The sequence below is a fragment of the Microcoleus sp. MON1_C5 genome, from assembly GCF_036701875.1.
Classification (GTDB): Bacteria; Cyanobacteriota; Cyanobacteriia; order Cyanobacteriales; family Microcoleaceae; genus Microcoleus.
In genome coordinates this window covers 110,403-135,067 of sequence record NZ_JAUBRN010000009.1, presented here as the reverse complement: position 1 = coordinate 135,067, position 24,665 = coordinate 110,403, and the positions used below count along the sequence as shown (strand labels likewise).

General features: G+C 45.9%; 28 protein-coding genes, 1 tRNA gene and 1 pseudogene. 12 read left to right on the top strand and 18 right to left on the bottom strand.

The genetic code is table 11. The features are described from left to right. The 10 genes from QUA71_RS06945 to QUA71_RS06900 all read right to left on the bottom strand — a co-directional run bounded on the left by QUA71_RS06945 (window position 1) and on the right by QUA71_RS06900 (window position 6,249). Entirely contained in the window at window positions 1-1,740 is a 1,740-nt protein-coding gene (locus QUA71_RS06945) for a hypothetical protein (protein WP_333283572.1), read from the bottom strand. Window position 1,741: 1 nt separating this feature from the next. Beyond that, the gene (locus QUA71_RS06940; RefSeq protein ID WP_333283570.1) at window positions 1,742-2,140 is read right to left on the bottom strand and encodes a hypothetical protein; all 399 of its coding nucleotides are present in this window, start codon (window positions 2,138-2,140) and stop codon (window positions 1,742-1,744) included. Then, on the bottom strand, window positions 2,137-2,946 hold the full coding sequence (locus QUA71_RS06935) for a hypothetical protein (protein ID WP_333283569.1): 810 nt from the start codon (window positions 2,944-2,946) through the stop codon (window positions 2,137-2,139). Before QUA71_RS06935 ends, QUA71_RS06940 begins: the two co-directional genes overlap by 4 nt. A gap of 2 nt (window positions 2,947-2,948) precedes the next feature. Then, window positions 2,949-3,125 carry a hypothetical protein gene (locus QUA71_RS06930; RefSeq protein WP_333283567.1) on the bottom strand — a complete coding sequence of 59 codons (177 nt, stop codon included), beginning with the start codon at window positions 3,123-3,125 and terminating at the stop codon, window positions 2,949-2,951. After that, window positions 3,125-3,775 carry a hypothetical protein gene (locus QUA71_RS06925; RefSeq protein ID WP_333283565.1) on the bottom strand — a complete coding sequence of 217 codons (651 nt, stop codon included), beginning with the start codon at window positions 3,773-3,775 and terminating at the stop codon, window positions 3,125-3,127. Before QUA71_RS06925 ends, QUA71_RS06930 begins: the two co-directional genes overlap by 1 nt. A gap of 576 nt (window positions 3,776-4,351) precedes the next feature. After that, window positions 4,352-4,666 carry a hypothetical protein gene (locus QUA71_RS06920; protein WP_333283563.1) on the bottom strand — a complete coding sequence of 105 codons (315 nt, stop codon included), beginning with the start codon at window positions 4,664-4,666 and terminating at the stop codon, window positions 4,352-4,354. A gap of 143 nt (window positions 4,667-4,809) precedes the next feature. Then, the gene (locus QUA71_RS06915; protein ID WP_333283562.1) at window positions 4,810-4,956 is read right to left on the bottom strand and encodes a hypothetical protein; all 147 of its coding nucleotides are present in this window, start codon (window positions 4,954-4,956) and stop codon (window positions 4,810-4,812) included. Between the two features lie 131 nt (window positions 4,957-5,087). Beyond that, the gene (locus QUA71_RS06910) at window positions 5,088-5,390 is read right to left on the bottom strand and encodes a hypothetical protein (protein WP_333283560.1); all 303 of its coding nucleotides are present in this window, start codon (window positions 5,388-5,390) and stop codon (window positions 5,088-5,090) included. 93 nt (window positions 5,391-5,483) lie between these two features. Next, the gene (locus tag QUA71_RS06905) at window positions 5,484-5,903 is read right to left on the bottom strand and encodes a ribonuclease H (protein WP_333283558.1); all 420 of its coding nucleotides are present in this window, start codon (window positions 5,901-5,903) and stop codon (window positions 5,484-5,486) included. A gap of 76 nt (window positions 5,904-5,979) precedes the next feature. Continuing rightward, complete coding sequence (locus tag QUA71_RS06900; protein WP_333283556.1) at window positions 5,980-6,249, bottom strand: helix-turn-helix transcriptional regulator; 270 nt, start codon at window positions 6,247-6,249, stop codon at window positions 5,980-5,982. Window positions 6,250-6,879: 630 nt separating this feature from the next. On the opposite strand from QUA71_RS06900, the gene QUA71_RS06895 reads away from it, so the two are divergent. The 7 genes from QUA71_RS06895 to QUA71_RS06870 all read left to right on the top strand — a co-directional run bounded on the left by QUA71_RS06895 (window position 6,880) and on the right by QUA71_RS06870 (window position 12,580). Then, on the top strand, window positions 6,880-7,206 hold the full coding sequence (locus tag QUA71_RS06895; protein WP_333283554.1) for a hypothetical protein: 327 nt from the start codon (window positions 6,880-6,882) through the stop codon (window positions 7,204-7,206). 44 nt (window positions 7,207-7,250) lie between these two features. Next, window positions 7,251-7,547, top strand: coding sequence for a hypothetical protein (locus QUA71_RS06890; protein WP_333283552.1), 297 nt, complete (start codon window positions 7,251-7,253; stop codon window positions 7,545-7,547). A gap of 34 nt (window positions 7,548-7,581) precedes the next feature. Beyond that, on the top strand, window positions 7,582-9,324 hold the full coding sequence (locus QUA71_RS06885; protein ID WP_333283550.1) for a hypothetical protein: 1,743 nt from the start codon (window positions 7,582-7,584) through the stop codon (window positions 9,322-9,324). A 4-nt stretch (window positions 9,325-9,328) separates the two neighbouring features. Further along, window positions 9,329-9,559 carry a hypothetical protein gene (locus tag QUA71_RS06880; protein ID WP_333283548.1) on the top strand — a complete coding sequence of 77 codons (231 nt, stop codon included), beginning with the start codon at window positions 9,329-9,331 and terminating at the stop codon, window positions 9,557-9,559. A 2-nt stretch (window positions 9,560-9,561) separates the two neighbouring features. Beyond that, window positions 9,562-11,043 carry a bifunctional DNA primase/polymerase gene (locus QUA71_RS06875; RefSeq protein ID WP_333283546.1) on the top strand — a complete coding sequence of 494 codons (1,482 nt, stop codon included), beginning with the start codon at window positions 9,562-9,564 and terminating at the stop codon, window positions 11,041-11,043. Between the two features lie 217 nt (window positions 11,044-11,260). Then, on the top strand, window positions 11,261-11,434 hold the full coding sequence (locus tag QUA71_RS29210) for a DEAD/DEAH box helicase family protein (protein ID WP_445243757.1): 174 nt from the start codon (window positions 11,261-11,263) through the stop codon (window positions 11,432-11,434). Window positions 11,435-11,482: 48 nt separating this feature from the next. After that, complete coding sequence (locus QUA71_RS06870) at window positions 11,483-12,580, top strand: tyrosine-type recombinase/integrase (protein WP_333283545.1); 1,098 nt, start codon at window positions 11,483-11,485, stop codon at window positions 12,578-12,580. Window positions 12,581-12,699: 119 nt separating this feature from the next. Here the strand turns inward: QUA71_RS06870 and QUA71_RS06865 are convergent. Continuing rightward, a tRNA-Phe gene (locus tag QUA71_RS06865) sits at window positions 12,700-12,772 on the bottom strand. A 132-nt stretch (window positions 12,773-12,904) separates the two neighbouring features. Here QUA71_RS06865 and QUA71_RS06860 point away from each other — a divergent pair. Next, window positions 12,905-15,577, top strand: a complete 2,673-nt coding sequence (locus QUA71_RS06860; protein ID WP_333283543.1) for a phospholipid carrier-dependent glycosyltransferase — start codon at window positions 12,905-12,907, stop codon at window positions 15,575-15,577. 89 nt (window positions 15,578-15,666) lie between these two features. Then, window positions 15,667-16,602: a cobalamin-binding protein gene (locus tag QUA71_RS06855; protein WP_333283541.1), complete on the top strand. Its 936-nt coding sequence runs from the start codon at window positions 15,667-15,669 to the stop codon at window positions 16,600-16,602. A 138-nt stretch (window positions 16,603-16,740) separates the two neighbouring features. Here QUA71_RS06855 and QUA71_RS06850 read toward each other — a convergent pair whose 3' ends face one another. The 6 genes from QUA71_RS06850 to QUA71_RS06825 all read right to left on the bottom strand — a co-directional run bounded on the left by QUA71_RS06850 (window position 16,741) and on the right by QUA71_RS06825 (window position 21,085). Further along, window positions 16,741-17,412, bottom strand: coding sequence for a fasciclin domain-containing protein (locus QUA71_RS06850; protein ID WP_333283539.1), 672 nt, complete (start codon window positions 17,410-17,412; stop codon window positions 16,741-16,743). Window positions 17,413-17,577: 165 nt separating this feature from the next. After that, the gene (locus QUA71_RS06845) at window positions 17,578-18,360 is read right to left on the bottom strand and encodes an MBL fold metallo-hydrolase (RefSeq protein ID WP_333283537.1); all 783 of its coding nucleotides are present in this window, start codon (window positions 18,358-18,360) and stop codon (window positions 17,578-17,580) included. 323 nt (window positions 18,361-18,683) lie between these two features. Continuing rightward, entirely contained in the window at window positions 18,684-19,271 is a 588-nt protein-coding gene (locus QUA71_RS06840; RefSeq protein ID WP_333283535.1) for an aminodeoxychorismate/anthranilate synthase component II, read from the bottom strand. A 178-nt stretch (window positions 19,272-19,449) separates the two neighbouring features. After that, entirely contained in the window at window positions 19,450-19,962 is a 513-nt protein-coding gene (locus QUA71_RS06835; protein WP_190737467.1) for a diacylglycerol kinase family protein, read from the bottom strand. Window positions 19,963-20,123: 161 nt separating this feature from the next. Next, complete coding sequence (gene ybeY, locus QUA71_RS06830) at window positions 20,124-20,660, bottom strand: rRNA maturation RNase YbeY (RefSeq protein ID WP_333283532.1); 537 nt, start codon at window positions 20,658-20,660, stop codon at window positions 20,124-20,126. Window positions 20,661-20,866: 206 nt separating this feature from the next. Continuing rightward, the gene (locus tag QUA71_RS06825; RefSeq protein ID WP_333283530.1) at window positions 20,867-21,085 is read right to left on the bottom strand and encodes a DUF3285 domain-containing protein; all 219 of its coding nucleotides are present in this window, start codon (window positions 21,083-21,085) and stop codon (window positions 20,867-20,869) included. Window positions 21,086-21,519: 434 nt separating this feature from the next. On the opposite strand from QUA71_RS06825, the gene QUA71_RS06820 reads away from it, so the two are divergent. Both QUA71_RS06820 and QUA71_RS06815 read left to right on the top strand, forming a co-directional pair. Next, entirely contained in the window at window positions 21,520-22,338 is an 819-nt protein-coding gene (locus QUA71_RS06820; protein ID WP_333283528.1) for a hypothetical protein, read from the top strand. Window positions 22,339-22,437: 99 nt separating this feature from the next. Next, entirely contained in the window at window positions 22,438-23,373 is a 936-nt protein-coding gene (locus tag QUA71_RS06815; RefSeq protein WP_333283526.1) for a DUF1350 family protein, read from the top strand. Between the two features lie 25 nt (window positions 23,374-23,398). Here the strand turns inward: QUA71_RS06815 and QUA71_RS06810 are convergent, their stop codons facing one another. Further along, on the bottom strand, window positions 23,399-23,830 hold the full coding sequence (locus tag QUA71_RS06810; RefSeq protein WP_333283614.1) for a tetratricopeptide repeat protein: 432 nt from the start codon (window positions 23,828-23,830) through the stop codon (window positions 23,399-23,401). Window positions 23,831-23,911: 81 nt separating this feature from the next. Here QUA71_RS06810 and QUA71_RS06805 point away from each other — a divergent pair. Next, window positions 23,912-24,649: pseudogene (locus tag QUA71_RS06805) on the top strand (IS1 family transposase). Window positions 24,650-24,665: the final 16 nt, after the last annotated feature.

The window sequence follows — 24,665 nt, the reverse complement described above, 5'->3', positions numbered from 1 at the left end:
CTACTCGATAATTTTTCCAAATCGGTTCTCAAGGTTTTTGTACCAACCTTGTGCTTTTTGAAAGTTAGCGCCACCAGTTCCGCAACCAAAAATTTTTTGAGAAGCAGGAGTTACTCGCATTTTGAGTGTTTTAATACCCAACCACAAAGCTTTATCTGGTTGGCTTGGTATTAGCTCGATCACTTCAAGCCTATTGTGTGACAGGAGGCTTAAAAGTCTGGTTAAAGCCTTGGAGCGTTCGTCAACAGGAAGCAAGTCAAAATCGCCCAAAGCATTGTCATTGCGTACTTCGCGAACTTCCACAGACGCTTCAGAAGCTTCTGGCGGGGTTGTATTCTCCGAAGTAATAGAAGTATCAGAGGAAGCCAAACCGAAGTTAACTTGAAGCCTTTGGCGAGCTAAATCCAGCAATTCGGCGGGCAAATCTTCGCCAATTGTTTTAGTTGGCTGCACTGCCTCAATTGGCAATTTTATGGAGCTTTTTTTAGGGCGAGTCCATCCACTCAAATCTGGAACAATAGCGGGAAATTCGCCCTCAGCACAACTAATCCATGCAGCCCTGGAGCCAAGAGTCTCTAAATAATCTCGGACAGATTGATACTGTCTATAAGCTTGCGAGTCACTTGGATGGCGATTACGAATAGTCTCCGCTTCAGCAACGGCAAACTTACCCAAATAAATTGAGCAGAAACATTCTGCTAAATCGCTCTCACCCTCCAACCCCCACGTTTCGACTTGGCGACCTTGCGCCATTACAAACATACGAATGTTAACTTCGCGAGCCAAAGTAATCATGTTGCCCATAATATCCCTGGCACTCGGAGAGGTGATTTCTTTGGATGCACGATCGGTGATAGCTTTAACGTTTTTGGTAATGACCCGCCACTCATCAACCGCAACATTAAACATTGGAGATTCTACTCCTGCAGCCATTTCCTGAGTACGGCGCTTGCGCTCAGATTGCAAATCTTCGAGAGCCGATCGAATGGCGTCAAAATCTTCTGGTACGCCGACCACTTTCAAGCCTTGCCACTGACTGACCCGGCACTTCACCGTAATTACCTGCGTTTTTTCCGACGGAAAAACGTCAAGAAGCCAATCAATTATGCAAGTTTTACCAATTCCTGTAGCGCCAACAGCGCGAACGTGAGGAAACAATTTCGACTCCTTCTTAAACCGCTTCCAGTCGAAAAATCTGACGCCAAGGTTAGGTGCCGTGGGCAGTTCCACACCAGCCAATGAGTTTTTCTCAACTGTTTTGGCTTGAGCCAATTTGTCCAAATTGTTCGGCAATTCGCCATCTATATCGCTCTCGTCCGGGACGTGCTCAGGCTCGGGCTTAACAGAAGCCGCCTCAATTTGCTGTTGAGCCCATGCCGGATGATTTTCATAAACGACGTGAGCAAAAGCGGCACCCGCGTCCAGAGTGTGCAATTGCTGGCGCATTTCCGCAGAAACCTCGGCATTGTTCTTGGCTTCTGCAAGCATTACTGGTTGGGTTGCCTCTTTGATTAGTTGCTGCTGTTTTTCGTACTCTGCAATCTGTCGATCGATCGCGATTTGCTCCTTGATTGCCCGCTGTGCTGAAACATAGCCACCAATTAATAGGCAAGCCGCCGCAACTCCCAACCCCTGCCGCTGATATAGGTAGCGATTTGCCGGGATAATTCCGATCGCCAATCCGTAGCAGGCAACGCCGCCGAGCAATCCACCAATAGCGAGGTTTCTGGGGGATGCCATGCTAATTCCTCCCCAAAAATGCAACTAGAGCTATCACCAACACAATCACCAAGACCACAGCGCCGACAACAACTTGCTGCGGAATACCCAGCAGTAAATCCCAGAAAGGCAGCAGCACACCGATCGCTAAAATTAGCGCGCCGCTCCGGTACAAGCCGAGAAAATCCTTATTTCGCGGTGGCACGGTAGCCAAAACAATTATTGCCGCCAAGGCACAGATCACCAGCAGCGGGAAATACTGGGGAGCCGAACGAGCCGAGTGGGCAGCGAGGCCGCCGATCGCACCGCAAATTGATTGAAAGAGCCTATCGCTGGTAGTTTTAAGTGATTTGAGATCGATCGAATCATCAGGAGGCAAGGAATGAGCCGGAGGGGGTGCCGATGAGAAAGGAAACATCATGCTGCACCTCCTGGGTTCAACCAATGACTGATTTTAGTAAACCCCTTTTTAAGGGAGGAGCCAAAACCACCAACTGCACCGCCCACGCCAGCACCCAGACTGTGGGCCGCAGTCGTGCTAACGACTCGGCTGGGAACATTGATCGCAAACCCCGCCCGTTGCTGCGATTCCCATGCTGGAAATTGCCCCGTCGGCAGCATGGGTGCAGCACTGCCAAACTTTAAAGCTTCGGTCATTTTCTGCAATGCCAATTTCCTGGCTTCATTAAATTGAGCCATTGCCAAAGCTTTGTTGGGTGCAGCTGAAATTACCGCCATTTGTTCGGCTAATTTGTCGGCTTCAATCTGCAAAGATGTTGCGTATTTGTGATCGCTTAATGTTCGGTAATTAGCAACTTTGTTATCGACAATTTTTTGCTTGATGTCAAACCTGATACCTTGCTTGGTGACCGCCGCTTGCCATTTGAGGCGAGCAATCATCATATCGGCAGTAGCTTTCTCTATTTTCTCGGCACCTTTAGCGCCGCGTTCTACTAATCGGGCTTGCAGTTCAGTCCAAGTGACTCGACCGTCAATGATGTCGCCGATCATATCCTCAATCAACTGGTAATTCTTGACTAACCACGCTGACTTGTCGGCGGCATCTCTCATAATTGCCAATTGCTCGGCGGTCAAGTCTTTCAAGCCATCCAAATCAAGCCCATATTTAGCGCTCATCATTCCTTGCACGTGATCGTATCCATGCGAGATGAAATGGCTACCTAAAACAGTAGAATCAAAATCTTGAAAATTAGCCGTTGCACTCATATTTAATCCCTCAAACTTTTGACTTGGCCAATCACTTCGAGTCCCCGCGCATCCGTGACGCCTTCATTCCTCAAATCGGCAGCCGCAGCGCGAATTGCTTGCTGAGAGTTGCTGGCAGTCACAGTTAGAATTTTTGGGGAATTGTAACAACGTAAAACTTTGATTTTGTAATGGGGCATCAGACTTTCCCCTGGTTGAGCATTTCCCTGATTTCACGTTTGCGAGTTTTCTTGTACGTTTGTTCTCGCATCACTTCATCAATGCACTCTAAATCCCATTGAGCCTGTTGAGCTTCCTGGTCTTTTTGCTGTGCTAATTTTTCGGCTTTCTCTGCCTCCTGCCACTGCCCACACAATTCGTGCAGTTGTTGGAGTTTTAATTGAGCCTGCTGCTGTAAGCCCGCAATTTGTGAGTTAGATGTTGCTAATTGGTTGTTAGCGTTTTCCTTGAATTTCAGCGGTGCAGTTATGCTCACTTGTTCAGTGCTGCCAAAGTATTCGCGTTTTAATTGGTTGAAAGCTTGCTCGTTCGGCAACGCGCGAACCAAGGCGATCGCGAACTCAGAATATTCCGTACTTCTCGCACTGCCACGCCGCAGCACTGAATGAGGGATTTTGTGTTCGTCGGTAAGCTTGGCGATCGCTCGCACAAACTCTGCTTGGTTTTTGACTCGAAGGCGGTGTTTGGCTTCGGCAGATGATACCCATCTTTGGTGAATCAATTCACTGGGAGGATGAATCGATTCGTGAATTGATTCACATTCAACCACTACCGCCGCACCGTCGCCACAATCCCCAAAGTCAACGATTTCAATACTTGCAACCTTCATGATTCAATTCCTTATTAATGAATAGATTTGTATCGATTTGAATCGATACATTAACAATAGAGAGCCGATCATAAAGAAGGTACTGGTCAGTGACCAATGATTGGTCGGTGACCAAAATCTATTTGAATCGAGTCAAATTCACACAAAAAAACCCCCTCCACGAAGGAGAGGGCTGTAACTTTAATTCGGGTGTAACCGAGAGTATATCTCACCCAGAAGCCTCTTTATATAGGGCTTTGGCTCCCTGTACTTGGGGTCAGATTCAGCCTTCAAGTAGTTATAGAGACTGTCCACTGGAATCTCTGTCTCTCTTGCAATCTTATAAACAGACCATTGAGTTAACTCACGAAAAGTTTTTGGATCGATGTGCCGATGTGTTATATTTTGCATATCGCCTGTGCCTAATTTACGAAGGTGATCGGCCCCTGACTGTTCTCGCAGTCGAGGGGTATTTTAATTGCTGTTAAAAAATGAGCGATCGCACTTGAAGACAACCACGATCGCCACAACAAGATAAATGGGGAGAAACCCGTCAGCCCGGATCGCACACCACTAAGGCAGGTGCCGCCCAATCAGTTAATCCTCAAGGTCAGAGGTTTCTATAATCCGCTCTATGAGTAGATTGGCATAATCTACTGCTTCGTTGACGTACTCACAGGGATCTTCCCGAATGTCAGGATTAGCCGCACGTAAAATATCAGAGCCAATTATCATGGCTGAAAATATTTGTGTAGCAACCTCTAAACGAGTTTTTTGTATTTCGGTCAACTCTGCATTCCCAACCCAACCAACTTGTTTCTTTTTCATGGAATAAATTACTTCACTCTTTAAAACTACCTCAAGGTCTATCTCATCACCTAATGAGCGACCATTCACGATCGGGGTCATCATCCATGAATCGATCGTCGCGATAATCAGCCGAGTAAATCAACCGAAGGTATCGCTTGGCAGTGAGTTTACGGCATTCTAGGTCGGGATACTCTGGGTCGCTCTCAAAAAAAGAGCAGCATCGATGCGACGAAATTGCCATAAAATCACCTCATCAGCGACCACTTGCCGGCTTTCACACTCCACCGATACCCCAGTTTTTCAAGGCTGGCATAAAGCACCAGTCGATCGACTCCCTTGCATCCAGGGAGGAGAGCAAGAGCTTGTTCAGACTTGTTGAGCTTGATTTTCATGAGATTTAAAATCTAAAATTCAATACCCAAAAACCAAAAGTGTCCGAAATTTCGGACACTTTCGAGAGGTTCATGGGATTATTTTCGCTCTGGCTAAGTGGAAAATCAGCCAAAGTCAGGTGTCGCCAAATTCACTCGTCCACTACCTCTTGCCTGGAAAAACCCCGACCTCGGGGTCGGTCAAAAACCAATTCAACTGTTGGCAGACCCAAGGCGACTAACGCTGCCTGGAGATCCTCCCTGTCGGCAGGATCGGAAACCCACCATTTATTGCCTTCTATGGAAGTAGTGTCTGGATCGTAAGCAACGCTAGTGCCAAGACAAATCCCGGTATAGAGACATTTGTCTGTTTTATGATTCCAAACAACGTGACTAACCAAAGATAAATCGACAGTCACACCCAAAGATTTAATCAAAAACCATTGCTTGGTCATGTATTACCTCGCTACTAACGGGCTTTGTTCGCCGATCGACTCTTGGGATTATTTTCACTCTGGTCAATCGGAAAATCAGCCAGAGAAACAGCCTTAATGCACCGCTTGCTTGTTCCATTGTTCCTTGGCCACACGATCGCACGTAACTAACTCAGGAGTTGAGTTGCGAGGTCTCCATACCCAAGTAACCGGATAAGTGGCACATAGAGAATCTAACAATTCCCACAGATCGAGATTGACTCTGCGCTTCCAGTTTTTTGTCATAGTGTGACAAAGATAGGTGGAATCAGACACAATCTCGACTTCACAAAGCGAGTGCAATGCTTTCAAACCTTCAATAGCTGCGGTCAACTCCATGCGGTTGTTAGTCGTTTGATCGACACCGCCGCTAACAATCTTAATATTGGGTCTTCCGGGGACAGTCAGAACAGCGGCCCAACCACCAGGGCCCGGATTACCCGAGCAAGAACCATCGCAAAAAATACAAACTAGAGCCACTGCTGCCTCCGTCAACTAAATCCCTTTTTCCTGTTTGCCGAGAAAGTGTCCGAAATTTCGGACACTTTGCGATCGGTAGATGTTTGACTATTTAATTTTCAAGGTTCGGTGCAACCAGTACCTTTCCCTCGTCACGAGATGAATGCAACTCTACAAAAGCCTGGATCACTTCATCGGCAGTGCAGTTATATATCTGCATAATTTTCGGGACCATCAACACATGGGGGGAGGAAATCCCTCTTTCCCATTCACTGATCGTTGATTCCCTTACTCCAAGAAGGTCAGAAGCTTGTCTTTGCGTTAGTTTTACTCGTCGGCGTAAAAACACAGGAGTCAGTGGTTGTTTTCTTTCTTGTGTCATAGTATAGTAAAACTAGCGGAAAAGCGCAAGTGCTTTTCCGTTAGTTTGGTGAAAGGACAAAAATGGCAGGCCGGTGATTAGCGTCCACGGCCTGCCTACTTCAAATATAAGTTGACCCTCAAAAACGAATAACACCAAGCAGAAAGCTGTGTAAGTCCTGCAGGCTTCAGCGCGCTTGTGTTGCTCAGATCGAGAGCGTGTTCCTTTTATATCTCGGGTTGCATCGGTTCGCGATAAGGGAGTCTACCAACAGGGTTATCACCCCTCACCCCGCATATGTACCAAACAATTTCCAAACCAAGCCCCTACCGAGGCAGCGGCCGATAGTTCACAAACCACACAGAGGTATTCGGGAGGTGATTCAGATGTAACAAGCAATTTCAAGCTGAGATTTTTCATTTACCTGAATTGATTCATTGTTGGTTTCGGCGATCGCAGTGCGGTGCTGCGATCGCCTTTCCTCAAATCCTTATCCCTTATCAATCATGAAAAAAGACAAGTACCGATCCAGCCCCAAACCCAAAAGCTTAAAAAGGAAAGCTGCTGCCCATCCGCCAAATCCCACAGCCAAAAAGGTAAAGCAAAAACATCGCTAACACCACGACATCCCCTAACTCATTATTCACAAACATGGATGACCAAGAGCGCGCCTTTACCGATCAGGACATAGAGATCAAAAAGCAAATCACTATGTTTGCCCAAGAATTCAGCCACCAAGAAAACCTGACATTAGCAATCAACGCCATACAAGAAATCGACTTTAAGAATCGATTGTGTCAGATCCTCCCCAAAGACGAAGGCTACAGCCCTAACTTAAAAGCGGCCATCAACCTTCTCCGGCATCTACTACCTAGAACTAAAGCCGAAGTAGCGATGACCATCCTCTGGGATGTCTGGGACATATACGAAATGAAGCCAATTGATACATCCGACCCTCCCTCAACGCTGATCGAATGATGTGCGATTTCCTCCCCCTCCTAGTAACTGATAACCAATAACCAATGACTGATAACACCCCTGACAACAACGACGTAGCCGATCAAATAGTCCAAGAGAAAGCCTCACTAAAACACCTGCGAGTTTTGCTTCAAGGATTGGACTGGCCCCAACAGATTGCAGTCGCTCAAATTGCTTGCAATCAAATCGGAGCTCGCGAATCAACTCAACTAATCAAACTGCATCCCTTTACCGGCAATTTTGACGATCAACTTCAGGCCGCCATCATCCTAATGGGTTCGCTAACGCCCGGAATACTCGCACAAATTGCAATCGAAATCCTAGAAAACCCCAACGATTGATGCACCGCCCTAAAGTCACAAAGGATATCCGGTTATGACAATGGCAACCACAGAGCGACCCGTCCACCCCGCCGAAATGGGCCGCAAAGAAGCAGAAGAAGTTACGCAGGCAATCAAAGATAATTTCGATAGCTTGGGGGCGATGCTTGCCCAAGCTCGCGATCGCAAAGCCTACAAAGCGCTGGGTTATCGCTCGTTTGAAAGCTACTGCCAGACCGAATTCGGCAAATCAATCAGCAGTGCATACCAATTAATTGAAGACGCGAAAGTCCTAGCCCAATTGGAGGCGAGAATCTCTGAAGAATACGGCGAGGACATAACACTCAAATTCCCCTCATCTCACCTAAAACCGCTCAAAGAAATCGACAATATAGACGACAAACTCAAGGCCATCGAATACGCCCAAAGACTAGCAGCAGCCGAAAACAGGAAGGCAACCAAGAAGGATTTAGAAATTGCAGTTTTTCAGGTTTCAGGCAAGCGATCCGATGACTTCCGAAGCGCAATTCAAAGCCTCGGATTTACCAAAGGCGTTCCAGTCGAAGTCAGGCAAACCCTCAAAAATGACAATAGAGGCTTTGTTACAAATGTAGACAAGTTAGGCAAGATTCACGTTGAATTTTATTATAGTGGCAACAAGTCAATCGCCTTCGACTCAACAGAGTTAAGAATACTGAGCGAATCGGAAAAGCCTGCCAAGCCGACAACAGAAGACACTCTCAACAGGGGAGATAAAGTCAAGATTTTTGCCAAAGGCTTAGAAGGGAAAACGGGGGAAATTCACACGTGGAAAACAGGAAAATTAGTCAGTGTTGCAGTAGAAGGTTTCACCGTACCAGTTGATATCGCCTACGCTGAATTAGAATTTATCCCCAATAATAAGAAAGATGCCAATTGGGCTACAGATTTAACTTGGGATACAGCCAAACAAACCTATTACTATTTTCAGGAAGAAGACAAAATATATTCCAACAAGTGGCCGGCAGGGTTAACGCTTGCCCCTTTCTCTCACGAAGTAAGCCCGATCGACTTCATGGCAAATTGGGAGGACAGATTCTCCGATCACCTTATCGAAGTTTTGGTGACTCCAGCCAAATTAAAGACGCTGGTACTCGCACAGGCGATCGAACTCCCAGAGGAAGAAGGAAAAGAGTTTGCAGCAGATTTAATTGCTAGTCTGCTTCAACTTTTCCCCCAGCCTGATACAAACGAAGTAACAGCCTTACAGCAAAAAAACGAGCGACTGCGCGAACAATTAGCAGAAGCAGAAGCCGCTATCGAAGCAATAGTAAATACAGCCTGCACAGTTTCGCCCCTGGCGTCCTCAGAAGTCGCTGAATTTTTAGCAGGAAACACTGCCGAAACTTCAAGCCCAGGGGACACCGCAGCGTCTCCCGATTTATTAGTAGAAGAACCCCAAACTGAATTACCGCCAGAAATAGTAGAAAGAATCGCCAGCGAGAAGCAGGTACTTTTTGACAGAGTAGAAAGTTACCAGCAACTTAAACCCTCAGCACCTAAGAAGCAAATACCGCATATCGAGAAGCAAATAGAGGTTTTAGAAAGCAGGCTAGCCGACTTACAAAAGCTTGAAACCTTCAGAATAGGGCAAACCGTTTGCCACCAAAGAAATGTAACGGTTTTAGGAAAAATTACGGGCTTTGATTTCTCCAGTGGGGGAATGCCGATCATCTGGCTCAAATACTTCAAAGACGGTGAATTAGAGCAAACTACCGACCAGGAATTAGTCAGCATGATTTTTGCGGTTGAGGTCTAAAAATATGCAGAAAGCATTAGGGTGGCCACTATCAAGTTATTGGGTGTCAACCTCCGACGCAGCCCAAGAATTAGGCATCAGCCGCGGGCATTTACTTCACTTAAAAACTGACGGCACTTTTAAGCAAGGTAAGCATTTTAGAGATGTTCGGCGCACCAATACAAACCGGGCAACTTACAAATGGAATCTTCCAGCCCTCCAAATAATCTTGGATAAGGGGCCAGAAGTTCGCTAGCTATGCAGCAAACATTAACCGCTAGCGAATCACTTTTAACCCTCCCCGCCGACTGGATTTTAGAGCCAGTTATCGGTAAAAGACCCTACCGCAAAAATTGGACAAAGACCGACTTGGATCGCCTCTCCTGCCTCGCAGAATTGGAGCGCGGCAAAGCAACGGGCTTAGGACTTAAGTTGGGCAAAGGTCTGCTGGCAATTGATATCGACGGCGACTCGGCAGCTAAATTATTAGAAAAACTTGCGGGAGAAAACGACCTTTCAGACTTCACGAGAACAACCGCATGGACTAGCGGCCGCCCTGGTAGAAAACAATGCCTTTTTTTAGTCCCAGAATCAGAGTGGCATCGTATTACATATCAAAAAATATTAACCGGCATTTTCGGCGATGACGGCAAAGAAGAGTGTTTAGAATTTCGTTGGATAGGACACCAAAGCGTTTTACCACCAAGCATCCATCCGACCACCGGAAAATCTTACAAGTGGATCAACAACCCACTGCAACATCCACCCGCACCAGCGCCGGAATGGCTCATTAACCTCTGTGAAAATTGGCATAGCGAGTATGTCAGTGATGATGAGCCAGATTTGGTACGATTCCCCGCCAGATTGTACGCCTACTTTGGTCGCCAAATGAGCATCTGGCTACTAGCGCGCCGCTACGACAAATCACGCCAGCAGCACGGCGGCAAAAATAAAGGCAGCGGCCAAGGAACCTTTTCACTATTAGGTGCAAGTCGCATACTCGATCGCTCCAAACATCGTGTGCGCCGCCTACTCTGCGAGGCTAAAAAATCGGGTCTCATCCGCCAGTTCCACCAAAAGGGCGACTGGATAACGGTCTATTACACAAGTTTTGAAAAAGTTGTAGCGATCGCCGGCTTGGAAAAACTCGGCCCGATCGCAGCCATTGACGTAGACGATCTGAGCTCACTCCACATACTCGCCACAGAAATCGAAGCTCAGAACCAACAAAAGCTTTCACTCTACTGCAAACGACAGGAGGAAATCGAAAAGATAAAAGCTCAGGGCAAAGACCCTGAAAAAATCCCAAGCCGCATCGTGCAGCCGGGAACCCTTCACACCTGCGAAATACCGGCGCGGGTACTGGCAAGGGGTTCTCGATTTGTCTACTGCGAATCAGGATTTGAATTCTATGGTGGCAGCCAGAAGGCGATCGCTCTGTCGCGGGGAAGCTCTACCGCGACAGTAAGTCGCCACTTATCCAACAGCTACCGCCTGGAGCCGACACCAGTTCAACAAAAGCGATCGGGAATTCCCCCAATTATCAAAAAGCAGTTGTTGGAAAAATTACCGCAATTAAAGGGAATGCCCGCCGATTTAGCAGCCGAAGACGGATTAATTTTCTTACACGAGCATTGGTGGAAACCTCATCCCAACATTTATTTATTGGAACATCGGCTAGTTTCAGCCCGTCGGCGAAGGCGGCAAATTAGCGGTCGAATAGATAAGGGAAAATTATAGGTTGAAAAAATTTTGCGGGGAGTTTTAGACAATAACTTTTACTTATTAACTTTTACTTTTAAAGAGTTTTAGAAAAGTTAAAACCTAAACCCAATATCTAGCGCCCACTAAATTTTTTAGAAAATAACCGGGAAGAAGAACCGCAAAAACGATCAGACTCTAAAAATGTCCGAAAAATCGGACACTTGTTCTACTGTACCCAAAGAATAAAAACCCTATGACATACGACCTTAGAGAGTACCAAATCGGCTTAATCAACCAAATCTTTGCCGCATGGCAGAGTAATCGCAGTGTAATGCTGCAATTACCCACAGGCGCAGGAAAGACGGTTCTCTTTGCTCACATAACGCGAGAATTTGCTAGGTGTGGTATGGGAGTGATGGAGCCATAAAACCAGAAAAACCATTTAATTAGGTCGCGTAGGCACAGGAATTCAATTATGACTAGAAACCAAAAAGGCTCCGTAGTTGTTTGCGAACTTAGAGGAATGCTTCGGTTGCGGCTACCCCGCCACCTGTTCGGAGGTCAACAAAAGTATTTGTATTTAGGATTGCCCGACACTCCGATTAACCGATCGGCGGCAGAGGAAAAGGCAAGGGCGATTGCCGCCGATATCGCTTTTGGCAAATTTGACACTTCGCTTCAAAAATACCAATCCCTCGCCGTGGTGTTGTCCAAACCAAAAACAGAGTACCCACTTACCCTGGGCGAGCTTTGGGAGAAATACACGGCTTACAAAGCTCAGCACTTGGCGGCAACCACGATCAAGAAAGATTTTGCTGTGGTTGACCGCCACATTACTAAGACCTGCGGCGACCTAAATCAAGCCCACAAAATTAGACTACAGCTAATCGAACAGACCACAATTCGATCAGCTAAGAAGTCACTTATGCAAATTAACGCCTGCTGCAATTGGGCAGTAGAGTTTAACCTAATCCAAGCCAACCCATTTGAAAAAATCAAAATCAAAGCAAGGAAGCCGCCCGCCGACATACAGCCGTTTACCGAACAAGAGCGCGATCGCATAATCAAGGCATTTAAGGAAACAGAGGAATTTTACGCTCCGCTCATTGAATTTTTATTTCTCACTGGGTGCAGGCCCAGCGAAGCAATCGCTCTCCGATGGAAGCATATTGACGCTGACGCATCTCAAATCACTTTCTGCGAAGCGTTCGTCTACGGGGTAAGCAAGGGCACAAAAACCAGTAAATCGCGCATTTTCCCGGTCAACCCAAAACTGCGATCGCTCTTGAAGGCGATCGAGCGGGGGACTACAGACGGAGACTCCCTGGTATTTCCCAGTAAAACGGGTCTCATTATCGACGGACACAATTTAGGCTCTCGACAGTGGGATTCAATGCTAGAGAACCTCAATATCAGGCAACGCCCCATTTACAACTGCCGACATACCTTTATTTCTCACTGCCTGGCCAAAGGTATTCAGGTAAGACAAGTTGCGACGTGGGTCGGCAACAGCCCGCGCACAATTTGGGAGCACTATGCTGGATTGATCGCCACCGAGGACGTGCCGCAATGATTTAAGACCAGTTAAATCTGCACATCACTTGCACATCACTTGCACATCAATGCAAATCAATTGCTGCGATCGGTAAAAATGTCCCAAAAGAAAACCCCTTATTTTGTAAGGGGTTAAAGTGCCAGGAACGAGACTTGAACTCGTGACACGTGGATTTTCAGTCCACTGCTCTACCAACTGAGCTATCCCGGCTTGTTTTTTCGCGCTTTACTATCTTAGCAGACACATACAAAATTTAGCAAGCACTTTTTCAAATTAATTTTCGATCGCCCGGAACCGCCCGCCTGTAAGCTAAAAGCTGCAACCTAAAATCCAAGAATCGCAATGGCACAGCAACATCGGGACAGCGAGGGCAAGAGTCTGCTTGTCCTGGGCATAATTTGGCTGCTGGGGGCAATTAGCGATCGCCTCTGGTTTGCCCTCGATCGATCTGTCCCGGCGTGGGATCAAGCCGACTACCTGACTAGCACCCTGAAATACTTGCAGGCGTTGCAGCATCCTCAGTGGTTTTCCGGGGAGTGGTGGACAAACTTCTGGCTGCTTTCGACGAAAATTCCGCCCTTGGCATACATTTTAACCGTTCCGTTTCTTCAGGTTTTCGGTACTGGGGGCGATCGGGCAACCCTCGTTCATCTATTATTTAGTGCAATTCTCCTCGCCTCAGTCTACAGTCTGGGCGCCCAACTCTTTAACCGGCAAGTCGGTTTGTGGGCCGCTGCAATTTGCGTTTTGTTACCCGGACTTTATCGGTTCCGCTTGCAATTTTTGCTCGACTATCCCCTCACTGCTGCGATTACTTTTGCTTTCTATTGTCTGACAATGTGGAAGGCTTCTGAAGGAAGAAGGAACAAGGAAGAAGGAAGTTCGGCAACGGATTTAACGGATGTAACCGATAGAACTCAGTTGGAGGAACGAACAAAGAAAAAGTATAAATTCTCCCCCTCCCCCACTCCCCCACTCTCCCCCTCATCTTTCTTTTGGGCGATCGCCTTTGGAATTTCTCTCGGCTTATCAATATTAGTTAAACACACTACCGTATTATTTCTATTTACCCCGATTGTCTGGTTGGCTGTTGGTGCGGTGCGGCAAAAAGCTTGGGGGAGATTAGGTCAATTAACTGGTGCTCTGTTGCTGTCGGTGGCGGTGTTTGGGCCGTGGGCGAAAACCAATTGGCTGTTAATTTTGACCGGGGGAAAACGGGCAACGGTGGATTCTGCGATCGCCGAAGGAGATCCGGCCCTCAATACGATCGACGCTTGGATTTACTACGGTCAACACTTACCAGAACACATTTCTTGGCCTCTGCTACTTATTCCCTTAGTAGGATTAATACTTTATTGGCGTCGTCGCCAAGATAGTTCCTCAATCTTGCATCTCAACTCCTGTCGCTGGCTGGCTGTTTTCTGGGGAGGAGCTTATTTAATTAATTCTCTAAATATCAACAAAGACGACAGATATGTGATACCTTATTTGCCAGTTTTATCTATTTTCTTAGCATACTGTTTAACGCTGTGGCCTTCTAGGTGGGGACGACAAATTCGCTGGGGTACAATTGGCTTGGCAATTCTGGCGATGCTGTTCCATATGTGGCCGCTGGGAGGTGCTTTTGGACATAGCTTAGTTCAAATTATCAGTCCCGGCAATTCTAACTATCCTTACTTGGGGAAAGAGTGGCCGCACCGAGAGGTAATTGCAGAAATTATTGATAGGGAACCTTATTTGCAGTCTACTTTAGGCGTCTTGCCTTCGACGCCGGAAATTAACCAGCATAATTTAAATTTTTACGGTGCTTTGGCTAATTTTCAGGTGTACGGGCGGCAGGTGGGAACGAATTTAAAAGAAGTGCCGCAAGATGTGCGATCGCTCTCTTGGTTCGTAACTAAAAGCGGCCCGCAAGGTTCGATTCGCGATCGGATTAAACAAGCTCAAAATGCAGCAGTTACGGCCATTGAAAAAGGTGATAATTTTGAGTTAGATAAAACTTGGGTTTTGCCCGATTATACTAATTTAAATCTTTATCGCAAGCGAGTGCAGCCTGTCGAAATACAGCCGTTGAATGAAGGGCGATCGCAAGTACAATTAGATCGAGTTACTGTCGCTGCACAAGCAGTTCCCGGAGTCGCGCTGCCGGTTACTTATACTTGGTCTGGGCCTTGGCAGCAGTTGCAGTCTGGTTTAGTGTTGGTAACGTGGGAAAATCAGCAGTCTGGCGATATCCCACCGGGACAGACTTTCAGGATTTTACACGATCGCGCGATCGGCCAGGCGACTTTGCATCCGGGGATGCTGGAAGCGGATAAATTTGCTGTGGGGTTTCGAGTTGTCGATCGCACGGCGATGCTTCCTCCTGCTAATATTGCACCGGGAACTTACAATCTGCAAGCTACTTATCTAAATCGGAAAACCGGCGAAACTTATCCGATTAATGTGCCGGCAATTAGTGTTAAGATCGAGGCAGAGCCTCTGGGTATGCGTTCTCAGGCAGAGCCGGGAAACGAGGATAATAAAGATAAGCCTGAGTTAGATTTGGTGACTCAATTGCGGGCGATGGCGGTTAATTTACCGAAAGGATTGCCAGGTTTAGAACCTGTGTTCGAGCAGATTGGGCGCATCAATCAGTACGATCCAATTCAAGATTATACTGTGCAAGCGGAACAAGCGTTAGAATATCGGTTGCAGCAGGAACCAAATAATCTAGAATTGGCTTATGCTTTGGCATTTTCTCGGGTATTGCAGCAGAATGTCAAAAGTGCGATCGCAGCCTTAGAAAAAGTCACCCAACTCGACTCAAAAAACCCTTACGCTTACGCCTATCTCGCTTTCGTACACCTGTACGGCTGGCATCCCAAAGCTGCTCAAACAGCATTAAAACCAGCTCTCGCTCTCAACTCCAACCTACCGGAAATTAGAGTTTTAAACGGTGTAGCGGCTCTGATGCAAGGTAATCTCATTCAAGCATGGCAAGATTTGCAATTCTTAAAAAAGTTGAAAGTTTAACAATCCCTTTTATTGTGGCACGGGCGTCCCGCCTGTGCTTCTAAATCTGTAACTCCTGTGCTTATAAATCTGTAAAAAACAGAAAACCAATGAACCAACTCAGAATTGTTTCTCTAATTCCCAGTGCCACTGAAATTGTAGCAGTTTTAGGATTAACCGATGCAATTGTGGGCCGTTCCCACGAATGCGATTATCCCCCAGAAATTCAAAATTTACCTGTTTGCACTCAGCCTAAATTCAATCCCGAAGGAACTAGCAGCGAAATTCACAACCGCGTGACAGAATTGTTGCAAAATGCGCTCAGTGTCTATAAAGTAGAAATAGATACTTTGGAAAAATTGCAGCCGACTCACATTATTACTCAAGCTCAATGTGAAGTCTGCGCTTGTTCTCTAACAGAGGTTGAACAAGCAGTAAGCACGCTGGTAAATAGCAAGCCGGAAATTATTTCTTTGCAGCCGAATCTGCTAGCAGAAATCTGGACGGATATTCAGCGAGTTGCTGATGCTTTGGGGGTAGATGGCAAAAGTGCGATCGACCTTTTGCAATCCCGCATCGATGCTATTACCTCGAAAACACAAGCCTCATCTATTATTAGCACAAAAGAGAGACTTCCCAAAGTAGCTTGCATCGAATGGATTGAGCCTTTGATGGCTGCGGGTAACTGGATTCCCGAATTAGTGGCAATGGCGGGAGGCAATTCGCTATTTGGAATTGTCGGGGAACATTCCCCTTGGTTAAAATGGGAATCGCTAGTAGAAGCTAATCCCGATGTAATTATTTTCATGCCTTGCGGCTTTGATTTAAACCGCACTCGCAGCGAAGCAATGCAGATAACTAAATACGCAGAATGGCTTAATTTGCAAGCCGTAAAAACGGGGAAAGTTTACATAACTGACGGCAATTCTTACTTTAATCGACCGGGGCCGAGATTGGTTGATTCGTTAGAAATTTTAGCAGAAATTCTCCATCCCGAAATCTTCGATTTTGGCTATCGGGGTAAGGGTTGGCAGCCATTTTTGTAAGTACCCGCAGCTAGCTAAAGCTTTATCTGTATTAATTCTGAATTGTCTGCCATACAAATAAGGACACAACAATGTTGTGTCCTTACTTCGCCTTCATTTAACCGAATCTGACATCAATTGATGCAAAAACCGCTAGTCTTACTTCGCATCAGGGGGCATCAGCACCTTGTCAATTACGTGAATAACGCCGTTGCTAGCTTTGATATCAGCTTTCACAACATTAGCGCCGCCGACAGTAACTTTGCCTGTGCTAACTGCCACCTTCAGCGAGCTGCCTTCAACACTTTTAACATCGCCGGATTTCAGGCTAGTAGATACAACCGAACCAGGAACAACGTGGTAAGCTAAAATCTTAGTAAGTTGGGCTTTGTTTTCCGGTTTGAGCAAATTCTCCACAGTTCCTTCTGGCAAAGCAGCAAATGCCGCGTCTGTCGGTGCAAAAACAGTGAAAGGGCCTTTTCTTTGTAAAGTTGCAACCAAGTCTGCTGCTCCCAAAGCCTTTGTCAGCGTCTTGAATTGAGGGTCGCCCGATGCAATAGCAACAATATCCTTAGCAGCGGAAGTTGGTGCCGGTGAAGCGCCAGTTGGTGGCGGTGAAGTGCGAGTTGGTGCCTGTGTAGCGCCAGTTGGTGCCGGTGATGCAGCGGTTTTCACTTTTCCTGCAACTTGTGAAGTTTGAGTTGCATTAGCAACATTGGTGTTGGAGGTGATGTGAGCCCAAGCCGGGAAACCAATCAACGCGCTAGCGCCGATTACTCCTGCGAAACCTGTCAGTTGTTTCATCCAGCTAGGTAAATTTTGATTTTTCATTGCGCTTGCATTTCCTTAGGAGATAAAACAGTGAACATGAATTGTTATGTTAGCCAAATCTCGACAAAAAGCAAGGTTGCCAGAGGCTAAGGTAGAGAGAAATTTCTCTTGCATCCCCGATCGAACAAAACTTCCTTACTATAACGCAAGCTGAGAAATCGGGCATCAACCGCTAAATCGGTAACTCAAAACCTCAATCACCGAACCAGTTTGGGGTAAGTCAGCAGATTTGATCGAAATCGTGTCATTATTCAATCGGCGCACCGGCGTACCATCCATCAGGGCCAAGAATTCATCTAGCGGCACTAAATCGCACGCAGCAGCATCGGCGGCTTGGGTTTTGAAATGTGTCGGAATCACCATCTTCGGTTTGAGAAGTTGCAAAGTTTGCTTCGCTTCCGCCGGAGTGTAAGCTTTCGCCCCGCCGCCCACGGGAATCAGCACTACATCGGGCCGCCCGATCAAGATTTGCTCTTCAATGCCGATCGGGCCAGCAACTCCGCCCAAGTGTAAAATCTTAACGCCCGCTTGCTGCCACAGCCAAGCCACATTGACCCCAAATCGCCTTCCTCCCTCACGGTCTTTTTCCGTCCGAATCCCTTGAATCCGCAGCCCGTTAGACCTGTAAGCCCCTGGTTCGTACAAAAGGCTGGGATTGCCGGCAAATCCGTCGATCGCCCCTTCATCGAGCAACCGACTGCTAATCAGAATCAAATCTGTTGGCACTTTAGGAGAGCGATAGCCTGCGGTACAGCCCAGGGGGCGAAAAGGATTCACCAGCACCCTCGCACCGCCTCCGGAGAACAAGAAGCAAGTGTGGCCCAACCACTGAACCGACAAAGAATCAGCAGTTTGAGCTTGATAGCTTTCCCATCCAGATGGCAAACCAGTGAAGAAAGCTGCTAGCAAACCCGTCTGTGCGTAACGTATTAATTGTCGCCGTTTCATCTTGTGGTTGCGGTTGTCGGGTGTTGGTCGTTTGTTGTTATACCACAAAACACCGTCAGTCGATTTTAGATTTTAGATTTTAGATTTTAGATTTACTCCACAGATGAATCTGGGATATGGAACTTTCGTCTAAAATTTGGGGTTCACCGCGACGATTTTCGGGGGCTTGTGTCCTTTTGTGGGCCGTTGAGATGCGAAAATGTGCACCCTAGTTTTACCGTAAAGTTCGCAATGCCCACTCTAAAAATCTAGATAATTTGAACACTCCGGTGTGGATTCCGCACCCGAAAGATGCACACAAAAACTCACAATTCACCACCCAACTAAAGCCGCGCCAAGAAATTTCGCAATAATTGCTTTCCCGAAGTCGTCAAAATACTTTCCGGGTGAAATTGTACACCTTCAATGTGCGGATATTCCCGGTGCCGCACACCCATAATAGTTCCGTCTTCAACCCAAGCCGTAATTTCTAACACTTCTGGACAACTCTGCTTTTCAATTACCAAACTGTGATAGCGAGTTGCAATCATCGGCGATTCCACGTCCTGAAAAACTCCGACTCCTGCGTGTTCTACCTGAGAAGTTTTGCCGTGCATCAACACGGGCGCAGAAACTATTTTGCCGCCGAATACTTGACCGATACTTTGATGTCCGAGGCACACGCCTAAAATTGGTAAAGTCGGGCCCAATTCTTTGATTAATTCCAGAGAAATTCCCGCATCTTCCGGCCGCCCCGGGCCTGGAGAAATCACCACTGCTGCAGGCTGCAATTGGCGAATTTCTGCTAAAGAAATTTGGTCGTTGCGGTAGACTTGCACTTCGCTTGCTACGGGCAACTCAGCACCGAGTTCTCCTAGATACTGTACCAAATTGTATGTAAAGCTGTCGTAGTTATCGATGACTATAATCACGGGTTAAGTTAGATTTTAGGTTTTAGATTTTAGATTTTAGATTGACTCGCTGCCTGAAAGCAAGGGTTTCAAGATTTTAGATAGATGCCGAAGATAAAAATAGCTGCAATATAGACGAATAAAACTAAAAATCTCAAATTGGTCATCTAAAACCTAAAATTTGCGATCGCCCAATAAGTTACTGACGGGCGATCGCAATTTGAACGACTGCCCACAAAGGAGGCAGCAGAAGTGCAGCACCGACTATGATCGCAGCCATTGCCGATACCAGAACCGCTCCCGCACCGCAGTCTTTGGCAATTTTGGCTAGTTCGTGGTAAGATTGCCCGACTGTCAAGTCTACCACCGATTCGATCGCCGTATTCAACAGTTCCATGGCTAAAACTATGCCAATGGTGACGCCGATCACAGATATTTCTACAGGTTTGAGTTGCAAAAATAGCCCGAGTCCGATCGCCAAAGTGCCAATAACAGTGTGAATCCGAAAATTGCGCTGAGTTTCAAAAGCATAACTCAGACCCCCCCAAGCGTATCTAAAACTCGTAGCTAAGCTAGATGCGATTTTCCAGGACAGCTCTCGATTGTATTTCAAGGCTTTTTTAGGCTCGTGGACTGTCTGGCTAGAAGAGTCTTGAGGCATGGGCAGAAACTGTGCGATTGGTGATGAAATTGAGGGTCTATCTAGTGTCATAAAGAACCAACTTTAATTTACAGAGATGAATGAAAGCTAAACTTTTCAAATTAACTTGATCAAGTCTAGATAACTTTTCTAAGTTTTTACTAAAGTTTTGGTTTAATTTCAGAAAGTTATGTTGGGCTTGACCTGATTTGTTAAATAACCATCAACTTCAGTTATGCTGTTTGGATCGTAAGACCGATCGCCTGCAGCAATTTTTCTTGTCGATCGAGCATTTGAGTCAGACTTTCTTCATCTGGGTGATCCCAGCCCAAAAGATGCAGAAAACCGTGGGCTGCGAGCCAAGCTAGTTCGGTCTTCAGGGGATGTCCTTGCTGCTGGGCTTGTCGGTTAGCTGTATCGATCGAGATGACGATATCACCCAAGTATAGGGGTTCAGATGACTGCATTTCCTCTAACTGAGGACAGTCTACCTCTAAAGCTGCGAAAGCTAGTACATCGGTCGATCGATCGAGCTGGCGGTACTGTAGGTTGAGGGCTTGCATCTCTGGATCGGCGGTTAAACGCAGACTGACTTCGTAGCCCGGGGCCACTGGCACATCTGCCTCCTGGTTTTCCAGCCAAACGCTAAACCAATTTTCCCAGGTTTCGGCTGAAATCTCCCCGCTGGCTGCACTCTCAGGGAGGTTGGAAGCGTCGGCTGACTGCTGGGCGAACCCGTAACAGTCTTCGACGTTCACCTCAATTAACATTTTTTTGCTCTCCTGTCAAGGGATATATTCAATTTTTTTACAAATTCCAATTGCGCGATCGAACGGCAGGGGATTTTGCTGTTGCTGGAAAGATACAGTAATCTGTTAGAGATTGCAACAGGCAGGCAGAACAATCAGCTTAACTCCCGATTAAGAAAGATCAAAAACATCAGCAGAAATTAGAGGCTGATTGTTGGAATCCCCTATTAAGAATTGAAATAGCGATCGAGAAAAGCCAAACCGACGAGTACGCCTAAAAGTCCCGCCGCTGTCAAAGCAAAATGAAACAGAGAAGTCGCCCGCTTGCGAACCATGTTCCGCATCGCCAGTTTGACATAACTAGGTGGAGGTGCATTGTTTGTCGGCGCTGTCTGGGTTTCGGCGGACTCTTCGGAGGCGGGAATTGCTGAGGGAGGTTGACTCATAGTGGTTAGTTTAGAAGGTTAATAGAGAGGCTGCCGAGGATAGGCTCGTCCCGATGGTAACAAATATGTAACGTTTTGTGTAGGTGTTTTGAGCTTTTCGATCGCGCCGGACCCATTAAAGGGGGATTATACCAACAGATTAATGTGCGATCGCCCTGATAATCAATTCGATATTTTCTTTTCATCTTCACATACACGAGGATAAATTAAATTCCCGAGCCGTGTTCCTCAGCGCTTTAACAAAAATTTTTAAATTGTCAAGACGCACAATCAAGCGACACTCATTTGAGTTAACTCAAATGAGTGTCACCAGAAAAAGCGACTGTTAACCAACCGCGACCGGCAGTTATTCATAGATATAGCCACGGAAAAACAGAAACAAAATTTTCCGGCTAAATAACCCAAGCTAAAAGTTAAATTACTCGGACACAAACATGGAAGTTTCCACCTTTGAAATCCTCACCGCACCGATCGCCCCTGTGATGGGCATCCCTCCACAACTCATCCCAGTGGCTCGTCGAATCGTTCAGGGATACTTTCTCACCATCTCCAATCTCGAAGCGATCGACTTGCGATATCGGATTGAGTTTACCATCAGCTTACCCGTACCGGCAGATCCTAATAAAATCTTGCTCAACAACGCTGTCTTAGTTGTTGACGTTGAAGGCAGTAACATCGAGGTCCCTCTGACTCAGCAGCCAGGGAAACCGAAGGTATATCGCGCATTTTTCACAATACCCGCTCACAAAACTGCATCTGTTCAATTGTTGCCCATTCTGCCAAAAACTCTGACTCCAGGTTTGTTGGAAGTGCGCGGCTATGTCTCGCTATTTGTGCCAGCGCGCTCGATCTTTCCAAAGCCTGTACCCCAAAGCAAGAAACCAGTCAAGGTGTTAGTGAATCCCGAAATTCGGGGTACTTTCTTGCCAAACGATTTCCCATCAGAAACTCGAACTTCACCGGACTTCGATCAAATTAATTACACTTTAGCGATCGCCAGTGGAAAAGGCTTGAACGAGATTACGCCTGAACCAGGTAAACCAATTCTCATCGATTTACCAATTGTTGCCCCAATTTTGGAAGAGCTACGCAACGGTAATTTGGACATAGCTAGTTTGGAAACAGACAATTCAGAAAAAGCTCAACTGCTAGTGCAACTGCTGGCCCAACTCGATGCCACTGATGTCAATTTGAAAGAGCTAAATACAGTGATGGATAAATTCGATATTCCTGTCAGAATGTCTCGCGGCTAGAACTGTTAAATGGTAAGTAACTGTAGGGTGGGCAATGCCCACCTTACGTTTGATTACGTTTAATTAAGCCTACTTATACACTCACTGAGCCTTATTCAAATGTCGAACTCATTTAAATTTCAGCCTGTTTCTTTTAGTTGGGTGGCTGTTCATCCGCAGCCCAAAGGTGTTGTTCAATTTATTGGTGGAACTTTTTTTGGTAGTTTGCCCACTTTGTTTTATCGATATTTTTTACAGCAGTTGTTTGAAGAAGGTTATACCGTAGTTGCTTTGCCATTTCGATTTACTTTTCGTCACTGGCCGATAGCTATTGGGTTATTAAAAGAGCAGGAGATACTGAGAACAGAACTGACCGAGATTGCTCAAAGATTAGGCTATGAAAGCGAAATTTATCAAGAAGCCTCAAGTTATTTTTGGGTAGGTCACAGTCTGGGATGCAAGTATATTGCTCTTTTAGAATTTTTAAGCGACAATCGGTATCCACATATTGTGAATAAATTCTGCGATCGCGCTGACTACGAACGGATTCAAAGGTTAATCGAAAATCTGGGCATTGACAGACCTTCAATTAAAGACCAGCCCTCGTTATTAATTGCTCCTGATATCAGTAATACAGAGAGCGCTATTCCAGTGCGAGCGCTAGCAAAACTGTTAGACAAATTCGGCTTAGGAGTGCTACCAACCAGAGAACAAACTCAATGCTTTATTGCTAATAGTTCTCTGTTTAATTTGACGGTCATAATTTCTTTCGATGGAGATGATATTGCTGGTTCTATCAATGATATCAACAAAAGTCCAGAACAACAAAAAAACAGCGATGTACTTTGGCTCATACAACAGCTAAGTAATAGAAAATTGCCTTTATTGAGCCAGGAAATAGAAGGCAAACATTTAGAGCCGATTGGTATCAAAATTGGTAATTATATTGTTGATCTCAATCCTTGGGATAAATTCATCAAACCTCTGAAAAGCCGATTTCTTGAATATTGGTCTGTTCATTTTTTGGATGCTTTGAAAAAGCGGTTAGGCGCTTAATATTGTATAAACTGCAAATTCACCATCAATTTCCAGCCATCTGCTGAACCGCAGCAATAATTTTCCTCACTGTTTCCCCGTCTGGCGATCGCAAATGCTGCAAAATGTCCAAAGATTGCTGTAAATAATTCAAAGCTTTGTCAAAATCTCTCTTCTTATCTGCTAACAACTGTCCTAACATTGCGAAACTAGCAGCTTTTCCTCGAACATCGCCAATCTTTTCCTTAAGTTCGAGAGATTCTTCATAAAGTGCGATCGCCTTGGCTACTTCCCCTTGATCCGCATAAATTCCTGCTAGTTGGTGCAAAGTAGCAGCTTTCCCTTGAACATCGTCAATCTTTCGCGTAAGTTCGAGAGATTCTTCATAAAGTGCGATCGCCTTTGCTACTTCCCCTTGATCCGCATAAATTCCTGCTAGTTGGTGCCAAGTAGCAGCTTTCCCTTGAACATTGCCAATCTTTTCCTGGCGTTGTTGAATTGAGGTACGATAGAGCGAGTGAGCGATTCACAAAAACCAATTAACTGAAAGTCAAAGCCAATAAAATTTCCTGAAGATAAGTCAACTCATGTTAATAAAAATGCGCCCAAGAAAGGCAAGCAAAATTATATTTGTGTTGACTGTGGCAGGCCCTTTAGAGATTGCTATCAAACCCACCAGGGTTACGCGCAAGAAGTTAAATATGAATACCTAAAGATATATGTCAATGGGATGGGTTTTCGTGCGAGCAAGAGAGTCAAAGACCTGCTTCACACGACAATAATTAATTTGCTCAAGCAAGTTGGAAAGCTGCTACCATCCGCTTACGATCTAGAGACAATTCCAGAAGTAGGAGAACTAGATGAGCTACAAACCTTTGTCGGATAAAAAAAACACAATCTGGGTGTGGACAGCAGTAGATTACTTTAGACCAGGTATTCTAGGATGGGTATTAGGAGACCGAGCGTCCTAAAACTTTGAACCTGTGTGGAATGTAGTTAGTAGATGGGGATGCTATTTTTATGTGACGGATGGCCCGAAAGTTTATGCAATGTTTATTCCAGAGAGAAACCAAATTATGTGCCCAACTTACATGGTTTGCGGTTGAAGGTGAAAACACAAGATTAAGACACTATCTGGCTCGCTTAAAACGAAAGACTTTTTGTTATTCTGGCAGCCGAACAAATGCTCATATCTTCAATTAAACTACTTATTTATTCTCTCACGTTTAATGATGTTCGCCTTCCCTATTCAATTAATTATTTCTATCGAGCATTACTCACCGCACGCGATCGCTAAACCATACCCCAATTCA